This is a genomic window from Flavobacterium sp. GT3R68 (assembly GCF_007109225.1).
Taxonomy (GTDB): domain Bacteria; phylum Bacteroidota; class Bacteroidia; order Flavobacteriales; family Flavobacteriaceae; genus Flavobacterium.
The window spans coordinates 168,386-187,959 of sequence record NZ_VJZK01000002.1 but is presented as its reverse complement, the minus strand read 5'-3'; the positions used below and the strand labels follow the sequence as shown (position 1 = coordinate 187,959).

The 19,574-nt window shown below is 38.2% G+C and carries 18 protein-coding genes; 13 read left to right on the top strand and 5 right to left on the bottom strand.

Going from position 1 to position 19,574, the window contains the following annotated elements; all coding sequences use genetic code 11:
• Window positions 1-41 precede the first annotated feature (41 nt).
• The 7 genes from FNW07_RS05155 to FNW07_RS05125 all read left to right on the top strand — a co-directional run bounded on the left by FNW07_RS05155 (window position 42) and on the right by FNW07_RS05125 (window position 7,161).
• Complete coding sequence (locus FNW07_RS05155; RefSeq protein WP_126743596.1) at window positions 42-962, top strand: ABC transporter ATP-binding protein; 921 nt, start codon at window positions 42-44, stop codon at window positions 960-962.
• 51 nt (window positions 963-1,013) lie between these two features.
• A complete protein-coding gene (locus FNW07_RS05150) occupies window positions 1,014-2,318 on the top strand; it encodes an ABC transporter permease (protein ID WP_126743597.1) in 1,305 nt (434 codons plus the stop codon).
• Window positions 2,303-3,160: a mechanosensitive ion channel family protein gene (locus tag FNW07_RS05145; RefSeq protein WP_185964620.1), complete on the top strand. Its 858-nt coding sequence runs from the start codon at window positions 2,303-2,305 to the stop codon at window positions 3,158-3,160. Before FNW07_RS05150 ends, FNW07_RS05145 begins: the two co-directional genes overlap by 16 nt.
• Before the next feature lie 112 nt (window positions 3,161-3,272).
• A complete protein-coding gene (locus FNW07_RS05140) occupies window positions 3,273-4,436 on the top strand; it encodes a sigma-54 dependent transcriptional regulator (protein ID WP_126743599.1) in 1,164 nt (387 codons plus the stop codon).
• 40 nt (window positions 4,437-4,476) lie between these two features.
• Window positions 4,477-5,091 (top strand): DEAD/DEAH box helicase, encoded by a 615-nt coding sequence (locus FNW07_RS05135; protein ID WP_126743600.1) that lies wholly within the window; start codon window positions 4,477-4,479, stop codon window positions 5,089-5,091.
• A gap of 24 nt (window positions 5,092-5,115) precedes the next feature.
• Window positions 5,116-5,334: a putative signal transducing protein gene (locus tag FNW07_RS05130; RefSeq protein WP_126743601.1), complete on the top strand. Its 219-nt coding sequence runs from the start codon at window positions 5,116-5,118 to the stop codon at window positions 5,332-5,334.
• A 192-nt stretch (window positions 5,335-5,526) separates the two neighbouring features.
• Window positions 5,527-7,161: an ABC-F family ATP-binding cassette domain-containing protein gene (locus FNW07_RS05125; protein ID WP_126743602.1), complete on the top strand. Its 1,635-nt coding sequence runs from the start codon at window positions 5,527-5,529 to the stop codon at window positions 7,159-7,161.
• A 56-nt stretch (window positions 7,162-7,217) separates the two neighbouring features.
• Here FNW07_RS05125 and FNW07_RS05120 read toward each other — a convergent pair whose 3' ends face one another.
• From FNW07_RS05120 to FNW07_RS05105, 4 genes are all read right to left on the bottom strand, one after another.
• Window positions 7,218-9,155, bottom strand: coding sequence for a VWA domain-containing protein (locus FNW07_RS05120; RefSeq protein WP_126743603.1), 1,938 nt, complete (start codon window positions 9,153-9,155; stop codon window positions 7,218-7,220).
• A 40-nt stretch (window positions 9,156-9,195) separates the two neighbouring features.
• On the bottom strand, window positions 9,196-10,113 hold the full coding sequence (locus tag FNW07_RS05115) for a hypothetical protein (protein WP_126743604.1): 918 nt from the start codon (window positions 10,111-10,113) through the stop codon (window positions 9,196-9,198).
• 2 nt (window positions 10,114-10,115) lie between these two features.
• Window positions 10,116-10,616, bottom strand: coding sequence for an RNA polymerase sigma factor (locus tag FNW07_RS05110; protein ID WP_126743643.1), 501 nt, complete (start codon window positions 10,614-10,616; stop codon window positions 10,116-10,118).
• A gap of 153 nt (window positions 10,617-10,769) precedes the next feature.
• On the bottom strand, window positions 10,770-11,603 hold the full coding sequence (locus FNW07_RS05105) for a hypothetical protein (protein ID WP_126743605.1): 834 nt from the start codon (window positions 11,601-11,603) through the stop codon (window positions 10,770-10,772).
• A gap of 137 nt (window positions 11,604-11,740) precedes the next feature.
• Between FNW07_RS05105 and FNW07_RS05100 the strand changes: the two genes are divergently transcribed.
• The 3 genes from FNW07_RS05100 to FNW07_RS05090 all read left to right on the top strand — a co-directional run bounded on the left by FNW07_RS05100 (window position 11,741) and on the right by FNW07_RS05090 (window position 16,119).
• A complete protein-coding gene (locus tag FNW07_RS05100; protein ID WP_126743606.1) occupies window positions 11,741-12,622 on the top strand; it encodes a PPK2 family polyphosphate kinase in 882 nt (293 codons plus the stop codon).
• Window positions 12,623-12,811: 189 nt separating this feature from the next.
• Window positions 12,812-14,260: a hypothetical protein gene (locus tag FNW07_RS05095; protein WP_126743607.1), complete on the top strand. Its 1,449-nt coding sequence runs from the start codon at window positions 12,812-12,814 to the stop codon at window positions 14,258-14,260.
• A 92-nt stretch (window positions 14,261-14,352) separates the two neighbouring features.
• On the top strand, window positions 14,353-16,119 hold the full coding sequence (locus tag FNW07_RS05090) for a cytochrome c peroxidase (RefSeq protein WP_126743608.1): 1,767 nt from the start codon (window positions 14,353-14,355) through the stop codon (window positions 16,117-16,119).
• A gap of 49 nt (window positions 16,120-16,168) precedes the next feature.
• Here FNW07_RS05090 and FNW07_RS05085 read toward each other — a convergent pair whose 3' ends face one another.
• Window positions 16,169-16,678, bottom strand: a complete 510-nt coding sequence (locus FNW07_RS05085; protein ID WP_126743609.1) for a hypothetical protein — start codon at window positions 16,676-16,678, stop codon at window positions 16,169-16,171.
• 328 nt (window positions 16,679-17,006) lie between these two features.
• Here FNW07_RS05085 and FNW07_RS05080 point away from each other — a divergent pair, with 328 nt between their 5' ends.
• From FNW07_RS05080 to FNW07_RS05070, 3 genes are read left to right on the top strand one after another with little or no spacing between them, the layout of a single operon-like run.
• Window positions 17,007-18,392 carry an MATE family efflux transporter gene (locus FNW07_RS05080; protein WP_126743610.1) on the top strand — a complete coding sequence of 462 codons (1,386 nt, stop codon included), beginning with the start codon at window positions 17,007-17,009 and terminating at the stop codon, window positions 18,390-18,392.
• Between the two features lie 7 nt (window positions 18,393-18,399).
• Entirely contained in the window at window positions 18,400-19,311 is a 912-nt protein-coding gene (locus FNW07_RS05075) for a prohibitin family protein (protein WP_126743611.1), read from the top strand.
• Window positions 19,312-19,343: 32 nt separating this feature from the next.
• Complete coding sequence (locus FNW07_RS05070) at window positions 19,344-19,574, top strand: hypothetical protein (protein WP_126743612.1); 231 nt, start codon at window positions 19,344-19,346, stop codon at window positions 19,572-19,574.

The following is a 19,574-nucleotide window of genomic DNA, read 5'->3' as shown; positions in this document are numbered from 1 at the left end:
CAATACTAATTCTTTACTTTTACATAAATCTTAAAAATAGGATGAGAAATATACTTGAAGTTAATAAAGTCGTCAAGCAATACGGTGATTATACGGCACTTAACGAAGTTTCAATCACGGTTCCCAAAGGAAGTATCTACGGACTTCTTGGTCCCAACGGAGCCGGAAAAACCTCTCTGATCCGAATCATAAATCAGATTACAATGCCCGACAGCGGCGAGATCATTCTCGACGGCGAAAAACTGCAGTCCAATCATGTGCAATATATCGGTTACATGCCCGAAGAACGAGGCTTGTACAAAAGTATGAAAGTCGGCGAGCAATGCCTGTATCTGGCACAAATGAAAGGATTGTCTAAAGCAGAAGCTAAAAAACAACTTGAATATTGGTTTGAACGATTGGAAATCCAAGGTTGGTGGAACAAAAAAATACAGGAGTTATCCAAAGGGATGGCCCAAAAAATCCAATTCGTCGTATGTGTTTTGCATAAGCCGAAATTGTTGATTTTTGACGAACCGTTCTCGGGATTTGACCCAGTCAATGCCAATCTGATTAAAGACGAAATCCTTGCCTTGCGTGAGCAGGGTTCGACGATTATTTTCTCGACCCACCGAATGGAAAGCGTGGAAGAATTGTGCGACCATATCGCATTGCTTCACAAGTCGAACAAATTGATTGAAGGAAGATTAGACGATGTCAAGAAAAAATACCGTACCAATAGTTTCGAAGTCGGTATTTTGAGTGATAATATCGAAGGTCTGATGTACGACATTACCCAGAAATTCACTGTAGGCCAGACGAATTTCAAATCACTGAACGACGAATTGAAACTCGAAATCCAGTTAGGCAACGCTACACCAAATGAATTGCTGCATATCCTGACGCAAAGAGGGCAGGTAACACATTTCGTTGAAAAAATTCCGAGTGTCAACGATATTTTCATTCAGACGGTAAGTAAATAGACTTTCTTAAGAATTTATAATCTAAAATGTCTAACAATCTAATAATCTAAAATGTCTATAATAGCATTAATCATAAAAAGGGAATTCATAGCCAAAGTCCGCAATCGGTCGTTCATCGTGATGACTTTCTTAAGTCCATTGCTTTTCGTCGGTATTGCCGGTTTTGTGGGTTATTTAAGCACCTTGAAAGCCGACATGAAATTGGTCGCCATTCACGATGAAACCGGTTTATTTGTCAATGAATTCAAAAATTCGGACGAGTATAAGTACATCAATTTGTCCGCTATTGATACACAAATTATTAAAGACAGCATTACCAATGAGAGTTATGAAGGATTGATTTTTATCCCAAAAGTATCCGATAATAAACAGCTGGAGAATAAAATACAATACATTTCAAACGACAGTCCAAGTTTGTCTTTTGTTGAAAATGTCGAAGATATTATCGCTGCTAAAATCACTAAAGGCAATTTCGAAAAAGCCAATTTAGATACTGTAGCTATTAAAAATGCTGAAGCTAAAGTTAATATCAGCCTGTCGAAATCTTCGGGAGAAGAAAGCGTCAAAGGTCTCAACGAAATCAAAATTGGTATAGGTGGCTTTTTTGGTTACCTGATAATGATGTTTATCATTATTTACGGGAATATGGTGATGCGTAGTGTCATTGAAGAAAAAACAAATCGTATTGTCGAAATCATTATTTCCTCGGTAAAACCATTTCAGTTGATGATGGGAAAAATCATCGGAACTTCTTTAGCCGGAATCCTGCAATTCATGATATGGGCCATTATAGGAATGTCGCTAATGTTTGCCGCTTCCGCATTTTTTGGTGTCAATGTGAGTCCAACAGCCAAAATATCTCCTGAGGTGATGCAGGCTGCCGAAGCACAATACACCGGAACAGCCCAAATGTATATCAAGGAATTGTGGAACCTCCCGATTGCCACTTTACTCATCAGCTTTGTGATTTATTTCATCGGAGGTTATTTCTTATATAGCTCGTTCTACGCTTCTATTGGTGCGGCGGTTGACAGTGAAACCGATTCCCAGCAATTTCTTTTGCCAATCATCATGCCATTAATTTTGGGTGTTTACATCGGTTTTTTTACGGTTATGAATGATCCGCACGGAACCATCGCGACCGTATTCTCAATGTTTCCGCTCACGTCACCCATCGTGATGTTGATGCGTATTCCTTTTGGTGTACCGTGGTGGCAACTGGTCCTTTCGATTCTTATTCTTTTTGGAACATTTTTCTTTACCGTATGGTTTGCATCCAAAATATACCGGGTAGGTATCCTGATGTACGGCAAAAAGCCGACGTGGGGAGAATTATATAAATGGTTGAAGTATTAATTATGGAAATCATTGAAAAAATAAGAGATATTTTTGGATTAAGTATTATCAAAACGGAGGATGTTAATTTCACATTGGGAACTTTAATAGCTTTAGTCACTGTATTTATCATTACCGGTTTTATTCTTAAAATGATAAGAAAGTTTGTGACGAATCAGATTCCGGAAGAAGACAAGGGTAAATTTGTAAGTATATTTCAATTCATTAAATATATTGCCTACATAATTGTAATTATGTTTACCTTAAATGCTTCCGGGGTAAACATCAGTGTTTTGTTGACGGCATCGGCAGCTATTTTCCTGGGACTTGGTTTTGCATTGCAACAATTATTTCAAGATTTAATTTCAGGAATTTTAATAATTTTGGACCAATCTCTTCATGTGGGAGATATTATCGAAATAGATGGAAAAGTCTGTAAAGTCGAAAGAATACACCTTCGTTCTACCATCGCAGTAACCAGAGATCAAAGAGTGTTGATTATACCAAATCATAAATTCTTGACCGACATCCTTTATAACTGGACTCAAAACAGCAATGTTATACGAGAAAGCATCGAAGTTAACGTAGCCTATGGATCAGATACAGAAGTGGTAAAAAAAATACTTTTGGAAAGTGCTAAAAATAATAAATCAGTGCTGGAGTCAGAGGAACCAATGGTTATTTTTGAAAAATTTGGCGACTCTTCTTTAGTCTTTATGTTGTATTTTTTCTTTGATGATGCCTTCACGGTTCCCGCAATAAAAAGCGAACTACGGTTTGAAATTGATGCTCAATTCAGAGCGAATGGAATAACAATTCCGTTTCCGCAAAGAGATGTTCACATTATTAATCCAAAAAATTAATTTTGGAAGAATGTAGAAATAGTTGGCTTGTAACTTTTCTTCGTAATTTTAATAAAAAGCAGGAGTTATAGTTCATTTAATCAAGCAAATAATAATTATTATAATATTAAAGATGCCAAAAATATTAATCATAGAGGACGAAGCCGCCATTCGAAGGGTACTTAGTAAAATACTTTCAGAAGAAAGCGACACCTATCAGGTAGAGGATGCAGAAGACGGGGTTGCCGGGTTTGAAAAAATAAAAAATAATGATTACGATTTGGTATTGTGTGATATCAAAATGCCTAAAATGGACGGGGTTGAACTGCTCGAAGCCGTCAAAAAAATAAAACCAGAAATTCCGATGGTTATGATTTCCGGTCATGGGGATATGGAAACGGCCATCAATACGATGCGTCTGGGCGCGTTTGATTACATCTCTAAACCACCGGATTTGAACCGCTTGCTGAACACCGTACGTAACGCTTTGGATAAAAAACAACTGGTAGTTGAGAATAAAATCCTGAAGAAAAGAGTCAGTAAAAACTATGAGATGATTGGCGAAAGCGATGCCATCAATCATATCAAAGTGATGATTGATAAAGTCGCACCAACTGAAGCACGCGTTTTAATTACCGGACCCAACGGAACCGGGAAGGAGCTGGTGGCCCACCAATTGCACGAAAAAAGTGAAAGAGCCGTTTATCCCTTAATCGAGGTAAACTGTGCTGCCATTCCTTCGGAACTGATTGAAAGTGAATTGTTCGGACACGTGAAAGGTGCTTTTACATCGGCAGTAAAGGATCGCGCCGGGAAGTTTGAAGCAGCGGATAGAGGAACCATTTTTCTGGATGAAATTGGTGATATGAGTCTTTCGGCGCAAGCCAAAGTTTTGCGTGTCTTACAGGAAAGCATGATTACCCGAGTTGGTGCCGACAAAGACATTAAAGTGGATGTTCGCGTAGTAGCCGCCACAAATAAAGATTTAAAAACCGAAATTGCCGAAGGGCGTTTCCGAGAAGATTTATACCATCGTTTGGCGGTTATCCTTATCAAGGTGCCTGCACTAAATGAAAGAAGGGATGATATTCCATTGTTGATTTCTCATTTCGCCGAAAAAATTGCTTCGGAACAGGGAACAGTCATCAAGCAATTTTCTGATAAGGCAATCGATTTACTAAAAGAATACGATTGGACAGGAAACATCCGTGAACTCAGGAATGTGGTGGAGCGGTTGATTATCCTTGGGGGGAATGAGATTTCGGAAAATGATGTCAAATTATTTGCCAGTAAATAAATTAGCGTTGGTTTAACCCAAAGCATATACCAGTATAAAAATGAAATTAAAAAAAATAAACGAAAAGTTACAGCAGGCACTACTTGAAAACGGTTTAAGCGAAGCCAATGAACTGCAGCAGGAAACATTTTCAACACTGAAAAGCGGAGCCGATTGCATCATCCTTTCCCCGAAAGGGAGCGGAAAAACCACCACTATCGTGCTCAATGTTATCCAGCAGTTAGTCGAAGAAGGTGAGGAATCCCCTCGTGCATTGATTATTGTGGAAGACAAGGCTAAAGTTTTGGAAATGGAAGATCTGTTCGAAAAATTAGGTAATTATACTAATTTAAGGGTTTATGGAGTTCATGACAAAGGCGATACGGAATTCGACAAAAATTACATCTCTACCGGTATTGACGTGCTGATAGGCACTCCAAATAAGCTCAGCGATATGTTCACTACCGCAGGATACAATGTCAACCGATTGAAAATGTTCATTATTGATGATGCCGACGCGATTCTGAAATTGCGTCATGAGACGAAAATCATGCGGATATCAAACAGTATTACGCGTACACAACGCATTCTTTTCTCAGAACAAATATCAGAAAGGATAGAAATTTTAGCAGAAAAAATGATGGTGGAACCGGTTCTTTTTGAAATCGAAGAATAATAAATCAAATCTAAACAGAACGACATGGGATTAATGAAAATATTTTCAGGCAGTGAAATTTTAGCGAAAGCATTGCAGCAAAAAATTGAAGCAATTGGCATTGCTACGGTTTTAAAAAACAACATACAATCCGCGAAAGCGGCCGGTTTTGGCACTTCAGGACAGGCAGTCGAATTGTTTATCCAGGAAATCGATTTTGGAAAGGCTCATCCAATTATCGAAGAGTTCCGTCTAAATATTTAAAAATAGAACATAAAAAAACCACAATTGAAGTTGTGGTTTTTTTTATGCTGTTATTCTTGGACTAAAATTCCAACCTCAAAAATATCAGACAGCGGGACCTCATTTTAAGATTGTCACATTTTCAAATTAGCTTATCTTTGCGCCTTTAAAAAAACGATTTTTTAATATCGGAAAACATAATACTCCACAAAAATGATTACAGTTAATGATGTCTCGGTGCAATTTGGTGGCACGACGCTTTTCAGCGATGTTTCTTTTGCCATAAATGAAAATGATAAAATTGCCCTTATGGGTAAAAACGGTGCCGGGAAATCGACACTTCTAAAGATAATTGCAGGACAAAGCAAACCCTCTACCGGAAATATTTCCGCACCCAAAGAAGCTATCATTGCCTATTTACCACAGCATTTATTGACTACTGACGGGGCAACGGTGATGGAGGAAGCATCAAAAGCATATGGAGAAATTTTCAGCATGAAAGCCGAGATCGATGAAATCAATGAACAATTGACTATTCGAACCGATTATGAGAGTGATGCCTACATGAAGCTCATTGAACGGGTTTCGGATTTGAGCGAGAAATTCTATGCCATTGACGAAATCAATTATGAGGCCGAAGTGGAAAAAATCTTATTAGGTTTGGGATTTGTACGTGAAGATTTCACGCGTCAGACTTCTGAATTTTCAGGGGGATGGAGAATGCGAATCGAATTGGCTAAAATACTTTTGCAAAAACCGGACTTGATTTTACTGGATGAACCAACAAACCACATGGATATTGAAAGCATCCAATGGTTGGAAGATTTCCTTATAAATTCTGCAAAAGCAGTAGTAGTGATTTCGCATGACCGTGCTTTTGTTGATAATATTACCAATCGTACCATTGAAGTTACTATGGGACGGATTTATGATTATAAAGCCAAATATTCCCATTATCTCGAATTGAGAAAAGACCGTCGCGTGCATCAGCAAAAAGCATACGACGAACAGCAAAAAATGATTGCCGATAATCAGACTTTTATAGACCGTTTTAAAGGAACATTTTCTAAAACAGATGCGGTTCAGTCTCGGGTTAAGATGCTGGAAAAACTGGTTATTGTTGAGGTTGATGAGGTTGATACATCAGCACTAAAATTGAAATTTCCACCGGCAGCGCGTTCGGGACAATATCCTGTAATTGTAAGGGATTTGACGAAATCATATGGGGACCATGTAGTTTTTCAGGATGCCAATATGGTAATTGAAAGAGGTGAAAAAGTTGCTTTCGTTGGGAAAAATGGTGAAGGTAAATCGACTATGATCAAAGCCATCATGAAAGAAATCGAAATTAACAGCGGAAGTGTCGAAATCGGCCACAATGCTCAGATTGGTTATTTTGCACAAAATCAAGCGTCACTTTTGGATGAGAATGCCACTATTTTTGAAACGATTGATGATATTGCTGTTGGAGATGTCCGTACCAAAATAAAAGATATTTTAGGCGCGTTTATGTTTCACGGTGATGATGTGACCAAAAAAGTAAAAGTCCTTTCAGGAGGTGAAAAAACACGTCTGGCTATGATTAAACTATTGTTGGAGCCAGTCAATTTATTGATTTTGGATGAGCCTTCTAACCATTTGGATATGAAGACCAAAGATATTATCAAGGATGCTTTGCGTGATTTTGACGGCACACTGATTCTGGTTTCTCATGACCGTGATTTCCTCGACGGATTGGCTACCAAGGTTTTTGAATTCGGTAACAAGCGCGTGAAAGAACATTTCGAAGATATCACCGGTTTCCTGGCTCACAAGAAAATGGACAGCATGCGAGAAATTGAGAAATAGTTTAACTTCATTAAAATAAAATATGCCTGACAGTTAATTTGTCAGGCATTTTTCAATTAAAGAACGGCCTCCACCAATCGGATAAATTCGGCTTTGTATCCCTGCTCATCGTAAGCCAAACCTGATTTCGCCAATTTTTTGATATCATCAGAAGATTTATTGATCACTAATTTCGAATCCCTGATTTTTAATCCAAACCAGGCTACAGCCGAACTGAATTTAAAGTCATCCGGTGTGTTTTCTAATTTTACAGGTTTGTCTGCAATCACGTTTACCATTTCGATACTTTTGTCTCCATCCGTTTTTTTGTATCTGAATTTTATCGTGGCCAGTTCATCGGCATATTTTGTTCCCGTAGGCTCGACTTTGGTATATTTCAATTCGGTATTTTCACTGTACAAGTCGCTTATGGAACCTGTCGGAATGATTTCGTATAAAGCAGTAACCGTGTGGCCGCTTCCCAATTCTCCCGCATCAATAGCATCGTTCTTAAAATCTTCGGGACGCAGTTTTCTGTTTTCATAACCAATCAATCGGTAAGCTTTTACATGATTGGGGTTGAATTCAATCTGGATTTTTACATCTTTTGCAATGGCAAACATGGAACCTTTGAATTCTTTTCCAAGGAACCGATTGGCTTCCTGTATGTTATCAATGTAGGCATAATTTCCATTTCCTTTATCGGCTAAGATTTCCATTTTACTGTCTTTATAATTGCCCATTCCAAAACCCAGACACGTTAAGAAAACGCCGGATTTTCTTTTTTCTTCGATCAGGGTCTGCATTTCACCATTGGATGAAGACCCTACATTGAAATCACCGTCAGTTGCCAGAATGACACGGTTATTACCTCCTTTGATGAAATTTTCTGCAGCAGTTTTATAGGCCAATTCGATTCCGGCACCACCGGCAGTGCTTCCTCCGGAATAAAGATTATCCAAAGCGTTGATGATGGTCTGCTTTTCACTTCCAGACGTAGGAGGCAAAACCAAACCGGCAGCACCTGCGTAGACTATAATGGCGACATTGTCTTCCCGGCGCAATTGCCCCACCAAAACTTTAAATGATTCTTTCAATAATGGCAATTTGTTCTGCGCACTCATGGAACCCGAAACATCAATAAGGAAGACCAAATTGGAAGTAGGCAGGTCATCTGTTGGAATATTTTTTCCCTGCAAACCTATCCGGACCAGTTTATGATTCATGTTCCATGGACATTCGCTGTATTCCGTATTGATGGAAAACGGATGCTGGTCTTTGGGCTGTGGATAATTGTATTTAAAAAAATTAATCATTTCCTCCACACGAACTGCATCTTTTGGAACCACCTGCCCATTGTTTATGAAACGACGCACATTGGTGTATGAAGCGTTGTCCACATCTATAGAAAAAGTAGATAACGGGGCGTTTTTTGGACTTTCGAAAGGGTTTTCTACAAAAGTGTCATAATCTTCATCACCTTCATACATTGGATTTGTATGGTTGTTTTGTTGATGTTGAATTTGATCTTTTTTATCAGAAATTGACGTTCCTCTTATTGTAATATGGGAACTCGGGTTGGGTGTGTTTATCTGTAGCCCTTGGACATATCCGACCACAGGAGCATTCTGAATCTGATCACTGCGCATTTCTTTTGATTTCCTTTTTATGCTCATGGAGGTAACTACAACTTCCTGTAATGCTACAGCATTTTCTAATTTTACGTTGATAGTAGATGCCGTGCCGATTTTTACCGTTTTCTGTTTCATGCCGATGAAACTGAAAACGAGGATTTCCCCAGTTTTTGCTTTAATGGAATATTTCCCTTCCAAATTAGTCTGGGTTCCTCTGCTAGTTCCTTTTACAGCTACGTTTGCACCTGGCAAGGGACCGGAAGCATCCGAAACGATACCCGTTATTGTTTTTTCTCCGATAACTGCTTTGTCTTTCTGACCAAATGTCAGGAAAGATATAAGCATAGTAAGGACTAATGAAAACGTTTTGAGATTTTTCATGGTGTGATTTTTTAAAAAGTTAGATTATTTCTTAACGACTTTATTTCGGAGTCTTTGCAGGTTTCCCGTTTTTTGTGGTAATGATTAAAACACCGTTTTTTCCTTTGTCTCCATAGCGTGCGATTGCTTCTTCACCTTGCAGTACAATTGTTTTTTCTATTTCCTGTTGGTCTAATGGTGCATATGGACTGGTGGGATTCTTACCAAACAATTCCTTCTCCGAATAAGGAACGCCATTGATAATATATAAAGGTTCCTTCAGTTCTACAATTGATTCAATGTTGTCGTCCTTCAGTTTGGAAAGCCCTTTTTTATCTGCCTTGCCATCAATTACGACCAATGGGGCATTTGTTTTAGCAGCCGTTTTGGGTGCCGGTTCACTATCCATAGTTTGGATTTCCATTTGATTATGCTGAACACTTACCGCCTCGTAATTTCGACCTCTCACGATATCATTGGTATTCTTTTTGGCAACGAAACTCGCGGAGCTTTTTTCTTCAAGATTTTCAGCTCTTTTGTCATATTCCGTATCTGCGATGCTCTCAGCTGCAGGAACAATTTCTACCGATGCAACATCGGGTTGGCTTATCATCTGTTCTTCCAGAATCTGATTGGCGTCTTCTTTTATAATTGCATTTTTGGTCTCGTTTGCTACAATTGCATTATTTTCTAAAATAGGACTTGGAATTACTGTTTGGGTACTGTCGATTATAACGACATTCTGATTTGGGATGTTTTCGGGATCTGATTTTAAAAATTGATATCCGACAGAGGCGACCAAAAGCAGGGAAGCCGCAACAGCCACTTTCTTCCATAACTTGGTTTCTTTTTTTATCTGGGTCCGATCCAGTTTTCCGTCAATCCTTGACCACACCTTATCCATAGCCGGAAAGTCTTTGGTTTCGGCTTTATGGGAAGCGGTCTTAAATTGTTCAAATATTTTATCGTGATTGTCCATGACTATCTTGCTTTTTGGTAATACAAATTATTTACTAATTCCTTTAATTTGGTTTTCGCAACATTCAATTGTGATTTTGATGTTCCTTCTGAAATCGAAAGCATCGTTGCTATTTCCTTATGACCATAGCCTTCGATAGCGAAGAGATTGAAAATCGCTCTGCATCCTTCCGGAATATGGTTGAGTAAATTGAGTAAATCGTCTTCTTCCAGTTCAGTTACTTCAGCTGTAAAGGGTTGGGAAAGTATTTTCACGTCATCCAGATACATATTGAAGTTGGTGCTTTTCTTGATGGTTGCCAGACAATGGTTTACCGTAATCTTCCGTGCCCACCCTTCAAAAGCTTTTACTTCCTTTAGCTGATCCATTTTAGTGAAAATCGTAAAGAATGCATCCGATAGTGCTTCTTCAATTTCTTCCTCATTTTTAAGGTACCGTTTGCAGGTACGATATAATTTGGGCGCCAGAAGTGCATACACCTGGTGCTGGGCATCGCGGTGCATTTTTTTACAGGCGGTTATAAGATTTTCGTTTATCACAATTGATGTCTTTATACTAAAGAGGTGGAAAAAGGGAAAAAGGTTGGAAACCAAATGAAAAATAATTCAAATTATTCGCAATCCCTTATTATTAAAGGTCTTGTAAATTTTTATTTTTTACTTGTCTAAAGTCAATTTGTAAATATTTGCCTTAAGTTCCTCAGTATCGTTGTCGTCACAAAGCAGGAATTCCAGTTTATCATCAGTACTTTTATATAACGACAATCCTTCAAATTTATGGGTATCGCTGATTTTATGGGTAAAGTCGATTTCCATGGTATCAATATCAATACGCCCGATCAGGCTTCCCGATACTTCACCATCGTCGTAAGTGGAGTTGGTGTCTTCGGCTGTAGCCAAAAAATAGATTTTGTTATCCACCAAAACCGCATCGGTAAAACTTGAGCGAACGCCTTTTATTTTGGGCAGGGTGAATTCGTTGGAAAGGATATTAAATTCATTCGTCAGGTTCTTTCCCTGAATGGTAAAAACAATGTTTTTATAGGCGCTTCCATTTCCACGGTTCAGTAAAAACCAATTCTCCCCGTTATAAATGGCGCCTTCAATATTAAAGTCTTCTGGTTTGATTTTTCCGAAACTCTGCATGACCAAGTATAAATTAGTTAAGTCGGTAGTAGCAATGATTTCTTTTGTTGTTGCATTGATCTGAACCATCGTATTACGTTTTTCGGTAGAACCCGATCCGAAAATATAGAAGTCATTTCCGAAATGCGTTATGGCCTCAAAATCAGGTTTGTCTTTTTTAGCGATGTTTTCCGCTGGATTTTGTATCAGGGCATGGCGTTTTAAATCCTTGTTCTCCAGATTGTATTCGTAAAGATAGCCGCTGTTGTCGCCAATGATAAATGCCGAATGGTCTTTGTAAACAAGTCCCGATGCGGAACCGATCCCGATGATTTGAAATAGTAATTCTAAGGTGAATTTTTGCATAATTTTAGTCGAAAACGTCAAGCCCTAGCCCAGATAGCAGTGGAAATCCTGCGTTTTTGGGCTCAGATTGCAACGGATAGCTGGAAATAGCTCCTGATAATTGCTTATATTTGAGTTGTAAATATAAATTATTTCCCATGAAGTCTATTGATCCCGAAGATTATAAAGTTACCGGCCCGATTCAGCTTTCCAATTTACCCACGCATTTCGATGGAGGCGGCGATGATGATGATCAGGAACATAAACTGGCCAAGGTGCGAATGAAATTAAGCGAAATACAGGATGTGATGTATGCACACAACCGCTATGGCGTCTTGATCTGTCTGCAGGGCATGGATACATCGGGTAAAGACAGTCTGATACGGGAGGTTTTCAAGGAACTCAATTCCCGCGGAGTGGTGGTCCATAGTTTTAAAACACCGAACTCGGCCGAATTGGATCATGATTATTTATGGAGGCATTATCTGGTATTGCCCGAAAAGGGCAAATTTGCCGTTTTCAACCGTTCGCATTATGAGAATGTTTTGGTTACCAGGGTGCATCCCGAGTATATTCTGAATGAAAACCTTCCGGGAATTGAAAAGGTCGATGACATCACGCCCGAATTTTGGGAAAACCGAATGGAGCAGATCAGAAATTTTGAGAAGCATATATCGCAAAATGGAACGCTGGTTTTGAAATTCTTCTTGCACATGAGTAAAGAGGAGCAAAGACAACGGTTGTTACGCCGACTGGAAGAAAAGGAACACAATTGGAAGTTTTCGACCGGCGACCTGAAGGAACGCGAACTTTGGGATGACTATATGCATTGTTATGAAGAAGCTATCAATAAAACATCAACTGAAATTGCGCCCTGGTATATCATTCCGGCAGATGATAAGGAAATGGCACGTTATATTGTAGGGAAGATTATCTGGGAAGAAATGCAGAAGCATACCGATATTCAGGAACCGAAAATGGATGACGAAATCCTGGACAATATTAAAATGTATAAACAAATGCTGAAGGAAGAAAAATAAATTAAGCGTATTTTCTGACATAATGTTAATTCAAGTTTATGCTTGAGTCATCTTAAAGTTAGCATGTAAACTTATTGGTTTCTTTAAGTCTATTAAAAAAAAACACTTCATATTTTTTTAATATTCTATTCATTTGGAGTTAAAATTCAGGCTATTACTTTGCTTCGAATTAAAAACTATTATACCAAAATGAAAAGAATTATTTTACCACTGTTTTTTTTAGCGTCATTGATCTCCTGTGAGAATGATTCTAAATCTGCGACTGAAACTACTGAGGTAGTTTTGGCCAGCCACTCTGTAACGCCAGTTTTATTGAAAAAACAAAGCGGTTTTGAGAATCTGAATCTTTTTTCTCTTATTGCATCTGATGATGTTTTGACAGGCAGCCCTGCTTTTGTTTTTGGAGGGTCAGCTGACGGATCAGGCTTGTTGAAAAACACAGATGGAACTTTTACTTTTTTAGTGAATCATGAAGATAATTTCTCGGTTTCAAGAATCACGCTAGACAAAACATTCAAACCTACCAAAGGGGAATATTTGTTAAATTCTAACGGAGGAACATGGAGACTTTGCGGTGCCTCGATGGCTACTGTTGCGGAACATGGTTTTGGGCCGCTTTATTTAACTTGTGGGGAATCCGGTGAAGAATCCCGTACGCATGGTTTGGATCCCTTTGGAACTGTTGGCTCAGCAAGTGTTTCCAGAGAGTTGCCAGGTTTAGGCCGATTAAGCGCTGAAAATGCTTTACCATTAAACAAGACGGCATTTGCAGGAAAAACGGTAATTGTGATCGGTGATGACGATTCAGGAACCAATGGTGGCCAGCTTTTTATGTATGTTTCGAATACCGTCGGGGATTTAGAAAACGGCTCTTTATACATGATGAAAAGAAACGACGACAATCAAAGAGAAAAGGATTTGGTTTTAAATCAGACTTACAATGTCACTTTTGTGAAAATTGATAATCACAAGACGATGACCGGAGCCCAGATTAATGCTTCTGTAAATACATTAAAAGCTATAAAATTCGGTAGAGTAGAAGATTTGGATTATAGAAAAGGAGGGCAGTCTGCCGATCGTGAAATTTATTTTAATGTAACAGGCCAACAGATTTCCGGCAACAATGCAGATGGTTCACGGGCAAAATACGGAAGAGTTTACAAATTGAATTTAGACCCTGCCAATCCTTTAACAGGAACTCTACAAGTTGCAGTTGATGGAGATGTTCGTACCGGAATTAGCGGGAAATTCCAAAATCCGGATAATATTTGCGTGACCAAAAACTATGCCTACATACAGGAAGATGCCAATGGTTATGGTGATGAAACGCACGATGCCTACATCTATCAATATAATTTAACTACAAAAGAGTTGAAGATTGTGTTCGAATTAGATCACCGTCGTTTGGAAACAGATGGTACTAAATATAATGCAAGTGGAATGTCTAATTTTGGGGATTGGGAATATGGTGCTTTAATTGATGTTTCTGAACAATTAGGAATTGAAGATACATTCTTATTGAGTGTTCAGCCTCATACTTGGAGAGGAGCACAGTATAAAAGTGTTGATGGTGGTTCAAACCGTCCTAACGAAGATCAGGCAAGCCAAATTGTTGTAATTAAAGGTTTACCAAGATAATTTACTTCTAAATTAAATCCTTGCAGTTGTCCACGGTTTCAATACGGAATTGTGGCTGCTGCTTTTATCATTCCAACATTTTTAAACTTCATATGAAAAAGTTTTTTCTCTTTTTAATAGTATTTTCATTTTTCTCCTGCAAAAATCAGCAAAAGCACGCCAAAATAAGCCAATTATATAATACGGATATTCTTTTTTTAATTCAGGAAGTATCCCAGTTGGAACATGTAGTTGCTTCCGACTCATCAGTGGCCCAAATCCAGGCGCATTTTTTAAAAGCCCATCAGAGCTACAAGCGTGTGGAGATGATTAGCGAATATTATTTTCCGGCCGTATCGAAAGCCATTAATGGTCCTGCAGTAGATGAGTTTGAAGAGGACGATTCAAAAGCAATTCCACCGGAAGGCTTTCAGGTAATTGAGGAATTTATTTTTCCAGCCTATAATGAAGAAAGTAAAGCCCAACTCCTGCAAGAGATTGGAATCCTGTCGGCCAATTTAAAAAGATTAGATAAAGTTGCTCAAACCAATCAGCTAACGGATTCACATGTTTTTGATGCGATGCGTTTGGAGGTTTTCAGAATCATCACTTTGGGAATTACGGGATTTGATTCTCCGATTGCGCAAAATTCCATTCCCGAAGCGATTGTTTCTTTAAAAAGTATTGAAAAGTATTTTAAGGTGTATGCCGAAAATGATTCCAATTTTAAAGGAGTTTTAAAAATAATCCAAGAGGGAAAACAGTATCTGACAAAGAACAGTGATTTTAACACATTTGACAGGGCCGATTTTATTTTGAAAATTGCCAATCCGTTAAGTATAGATATATACAGTACGCAAAGAGCACTTAAAATCCCTTTTATCAAAGAGCCAAGAGGATTGAAATCGACAGCTCAAACATTATTTGATAAAGATGCCTTTGATGAGGAAGCTTTTTCGGCATTCCCGGACTATGAAACAACACCTGAAAAAATAGAATTAGGCAAGCTGCTGTTCAATAATCCTATTCTGTCAGGGAATAATTTGCGTTCATGCGCTTCCTGTCATAATGCCGAAAATGCTTTTACAGATGGTCGGGAAAAGGCAGTTGCACTTGATGGTAAATCTTTGGTAAAAAGAAATACGCCTACTCTTTCTAATATTGCCTTTCAGAGGGTTTTCTTTTATGATTCGAGAGTGAATTATTTGGAGGACCAAGCGTTGGCTGTAATTGCCAACAAGAATGAAATGCACGGATCATTACACAAATCTGCTTTGGTATTAAAAAAGGATCCAAGGTATGCAGCAAAATTCAAGAAAGCTTTTCCTGAAAAAGAGATCAGTGAATTTACAATTAAAAATACGTTGGCTTCCTATATCCGGTCGTTGAGTAAATACGATTCCAGGTTTGATGAATACATGCGGGGAAGAGCGCGGTTGAATGCCTATGAAAAAGCGGGATTCAATTTGTTTTCCGGAAAGGCGAAATGTGCGACCTGCCATTTTATTCCATTAACAAACGGAACGGTGCCTCCACATTTTGAAAAATCTGAAAGCGAAGTTTTAGGTGTTCCGGATAAAAACAAAAAACTGGATGCAGATCTGGGAAAATTCGAATTGACAAAAGCGATAATTCACCGGCATTCTTTTAAAACGCCTACGATTAGAAATATAACGTTAACGGCTCCCTATATGCATAACGGAGTTTTTAAAACGTTAGAAGAGGTTGTAGATTTTTATAACGATGGCGGAGGGAATGGCTTGGGTTTCAAACTTCCTAATCAAACCTTGCCTGAAGATAAACTGAATCTGACTGCAATTGAAAAGAAACAATTAATTGCCTTTATGAAAACGCTGACTGACAAAAAATCGTCTAAATAAAAAATGCCCTGAAATCAATCAGGGCATTTTTATATGTGTAAATCAGGTTTTACAATTCAAAACCGTATGCTATACGCAATGCAATCTGATCTGTATCATATTCTGTATACGCTTCATAACGTAAACTCAAATCGAAATTTTTATTAGCATACCCAATTCCAGGAGCCCATAAATACGTGTTTTGAGTATAATCATTCGTAACGGCAATACCACCACCAATTTCACCTAAAACATAGAATTGATCTTCCCAAATAAAGGCTTTAAAACCTGCTTTCAGCGGAATAAAACCTAAGTCCTTAACGTCTTTATCCATGAACAAATTGGTGAAACCTGTAGTGAATGTCAATGAAGTTCTTTTGGTTAAGTCATATTGGATACGGGCATCTGCACCTAGAGAAAAGTTGTACGTGTCAGAATCAGTCGGAATTCCACCATTTAAACCGAATCCTAAACGGAAACTTTGATCATAATTTTTTTCTGCCGCTGGCACATCTTGTGCGATAGCAGTACTTGCAAATAAAAGCGAAATAGCGGATAATACTAGTGTGTGGATTTTCATAATAAAAGAATTTAAGTGTTTAAAAAATCGTTGATGATAACCCTATCAAATCAACGTTGCAAATGTAATACTTGGATAAGGGACCGGTCTTACACAATTATTTCAATTTGTTACATAAATATTATTGTTTCAGTATTAAAACCCTTGTTTATGATGTTTTATTGTAATAATGCTCTTGAATAGTAGTCAAAAATTGCTAATTGTGTAATTATTTAGCTTATAAGTATTTGGTTTGTAACAAGTTACGGTACTTGTTAAATTTGCCTTAATTTTGCGTATTTTTCTTCAAATTGTTCTGCTTACCTTTGCGGACATAAATAAAATCAAAGTGAATTTTTCAAAATATACCAAAGAGTTTTCATATAATTTTAAACTGGCATATCCGGTCATTTTAGGAATGCTGGGACATACGTTAATTGGTATTGTAGATAATATCATGGTCGGCAATTTGGGCTCTACCGAATTAGCCGCAGTTTCGTTGGGCAGCAGTTTTATTTTTATTGCCATGTCTATCGGAATCGGGTTCTCCACTGCGATAACACCGATAATCGCTGTTGCTGATGCCGAAAAAGATGAAAAGAAAATCCGTACCATTTTCCACCATGGTTTGCTTTTGTGTACTGTTTTGGGAGTAGTACTGTTTATCCTGATTGTTTTATCCAAACCAATAATGTATCTGATGCATCAGCCGCAAGAGGTAATTGATCTGGCATCACCGTATATAGACTGGGTAGCTTTTTCATTGATACCAGTGATTATTTACCAAGGCTATAAACAGTTTGCTGATGGTCTGTCGCAAACCAAATATTCGATGTATGCCATTTTTATGACCAATGTGGTCCATATCTTTTTCAATTACGTTTTAATTTACGGGGTATGGATTTTTCCAAAACTGGGAATTACTGGGGCAGCATTGGGAACGGTAATCTCAAGGTTTATGATGCTGGTTTTCATGCATTATCTGCTAAAAAACAACAAAGAGATTAACCGTTATTTCAAAAATTTCACCTTTAAGGAAATAAAAAAATCGATTTTAAGAAAGATAATCAATCTTGGAATGCCTTCTGCCATGCAGATGTTGTTTGAAGTGGCATTGTTTACTGCTGCCATTTGGCTTACGGGTTCGATTGGAAAAACCAGTCAGGCGGCAAATCAGATTGCGCTGACATTGGCCACCATTACATTTATGTTTGCGATGGGACTTAATGTAACGGCAATGATCAGGGTCAGTAACCAAAAAGGATTGAAGGATTTCAAAAACCTCATTGTTATTGCCCGATCCATATTTTTGCTGGCCATTATTTTGGAAGTGATTTTCGCCATCGCATTCGTGGTTTTCCATAATTACCTGCCTCATTTCTTCCTTAATATGAACGATACTACGCAAGCACTAGATAATTCTGAAGTTATTGCCATAGCATCCAAATTATTATTGGTAGCGGCGGTTTTTCAGATTTCAGATGGGATACAGGTAGTGGTTTTGGGGGCGTTACGTGGATTGCAGGACGTGAAAATTCCAATGTACATTACTTTCGTGGCGTATTGGATTGTCGGTTTTCCGATTTCATTTTACCTGGGGAAATATACCGAATTAAAATCCGTAGGCGTATGGATTGGACTTTTAGCCGGACTTACAGCTGCCGCGATATTTTTGTATATTCGCTTTGATAAACTCACAAAAAAACTCGTTAGGGATAACCCATTAACTTATTAAAATTATTATGGTCATTTTTACAATAATACTCGGTCTTATTTTATTTATAGTGGGAACATTATTAAAAAGCAATGCTTCGCCAATGTCCAAATACTCCGCTTTTTTTAAGGTTGCGGCGGCTCTTATTATCGCTTTAGGATTGTTCTCCTCGATGTTCAAACAGATTGATGCCGGAAATGTGGGCGTAAAATCGTTGTACGGAAGCGTGGAAAAAGACATTCTTCAAAGTGGACTGCATATCATAAATCCATTAGTTGACGTTACTAATTTTGACATCCAGACGCAAAACTACACGATGTCGGCTATTCATTCTGAAGGTGCGCAAGAAGGAGATGACGCGATCCGTGTGCTATCAAATGATGGACTGGAAGTGGTCATCGATCTGACCGTTTTGTATCGTATTTCACCAAATGATGCCCCAAAAATATTCAAACAGATTGGTATTAATTATGCCGATAAGATTGTCCGCCCGGTAACCCGAACCCGTATTCGGGACAATGCTGTTTATTATGATGCTGTCGCATTATATTCGACGAAAAGAAATGAATTCCAACAACGGATTTTCAAAAGCATTGAAGATGATTTCAAAAGCAGAGGATTGATTTTGGAGCAATTATTAATTAGGAATATCAATCTTCCTGCTTCTGTAAAAACTACGATTGAGTCTAAAATCAACGCTGAACAGGAAGCCCAGAAAATGCAATTTGTCCTGCAAAAAGAAAAGCAGGAAGCCGAACGTAAAAGAGTGGAAGCACAGGGTATTGCAGATTACCAGCGTATAATTTCAACCGGATTGTCTGATAAACAATTGCAATACGAACAAATAAAGGCACAAAAGGAATTGGCTGCTTCTCCGAATACGAAAATCATCTTTATGAACAGTAAAGGAAATGCACCGGTAATTATTTCCGACAAATAATTTCGAACAATTATAAATTACAAAATCAATACATGGAATTACCAAAATTTTTACTAGGCGACAATACCGATTTTCCGGACGATATATTCATTATTCATCTTGATTACCCAAGATTTATAATCAACCTCAAAGATGATGAGGTAGAATTTATGGAAGAGGCGGAAGACTTGGATGAAGCCGAATTAAATACCGAAATGGAAGGCTTAATCGAACTGGCCAATGCGTTTTATGACCGCGAAATGGAGCGTTACGAAAAAGAATAG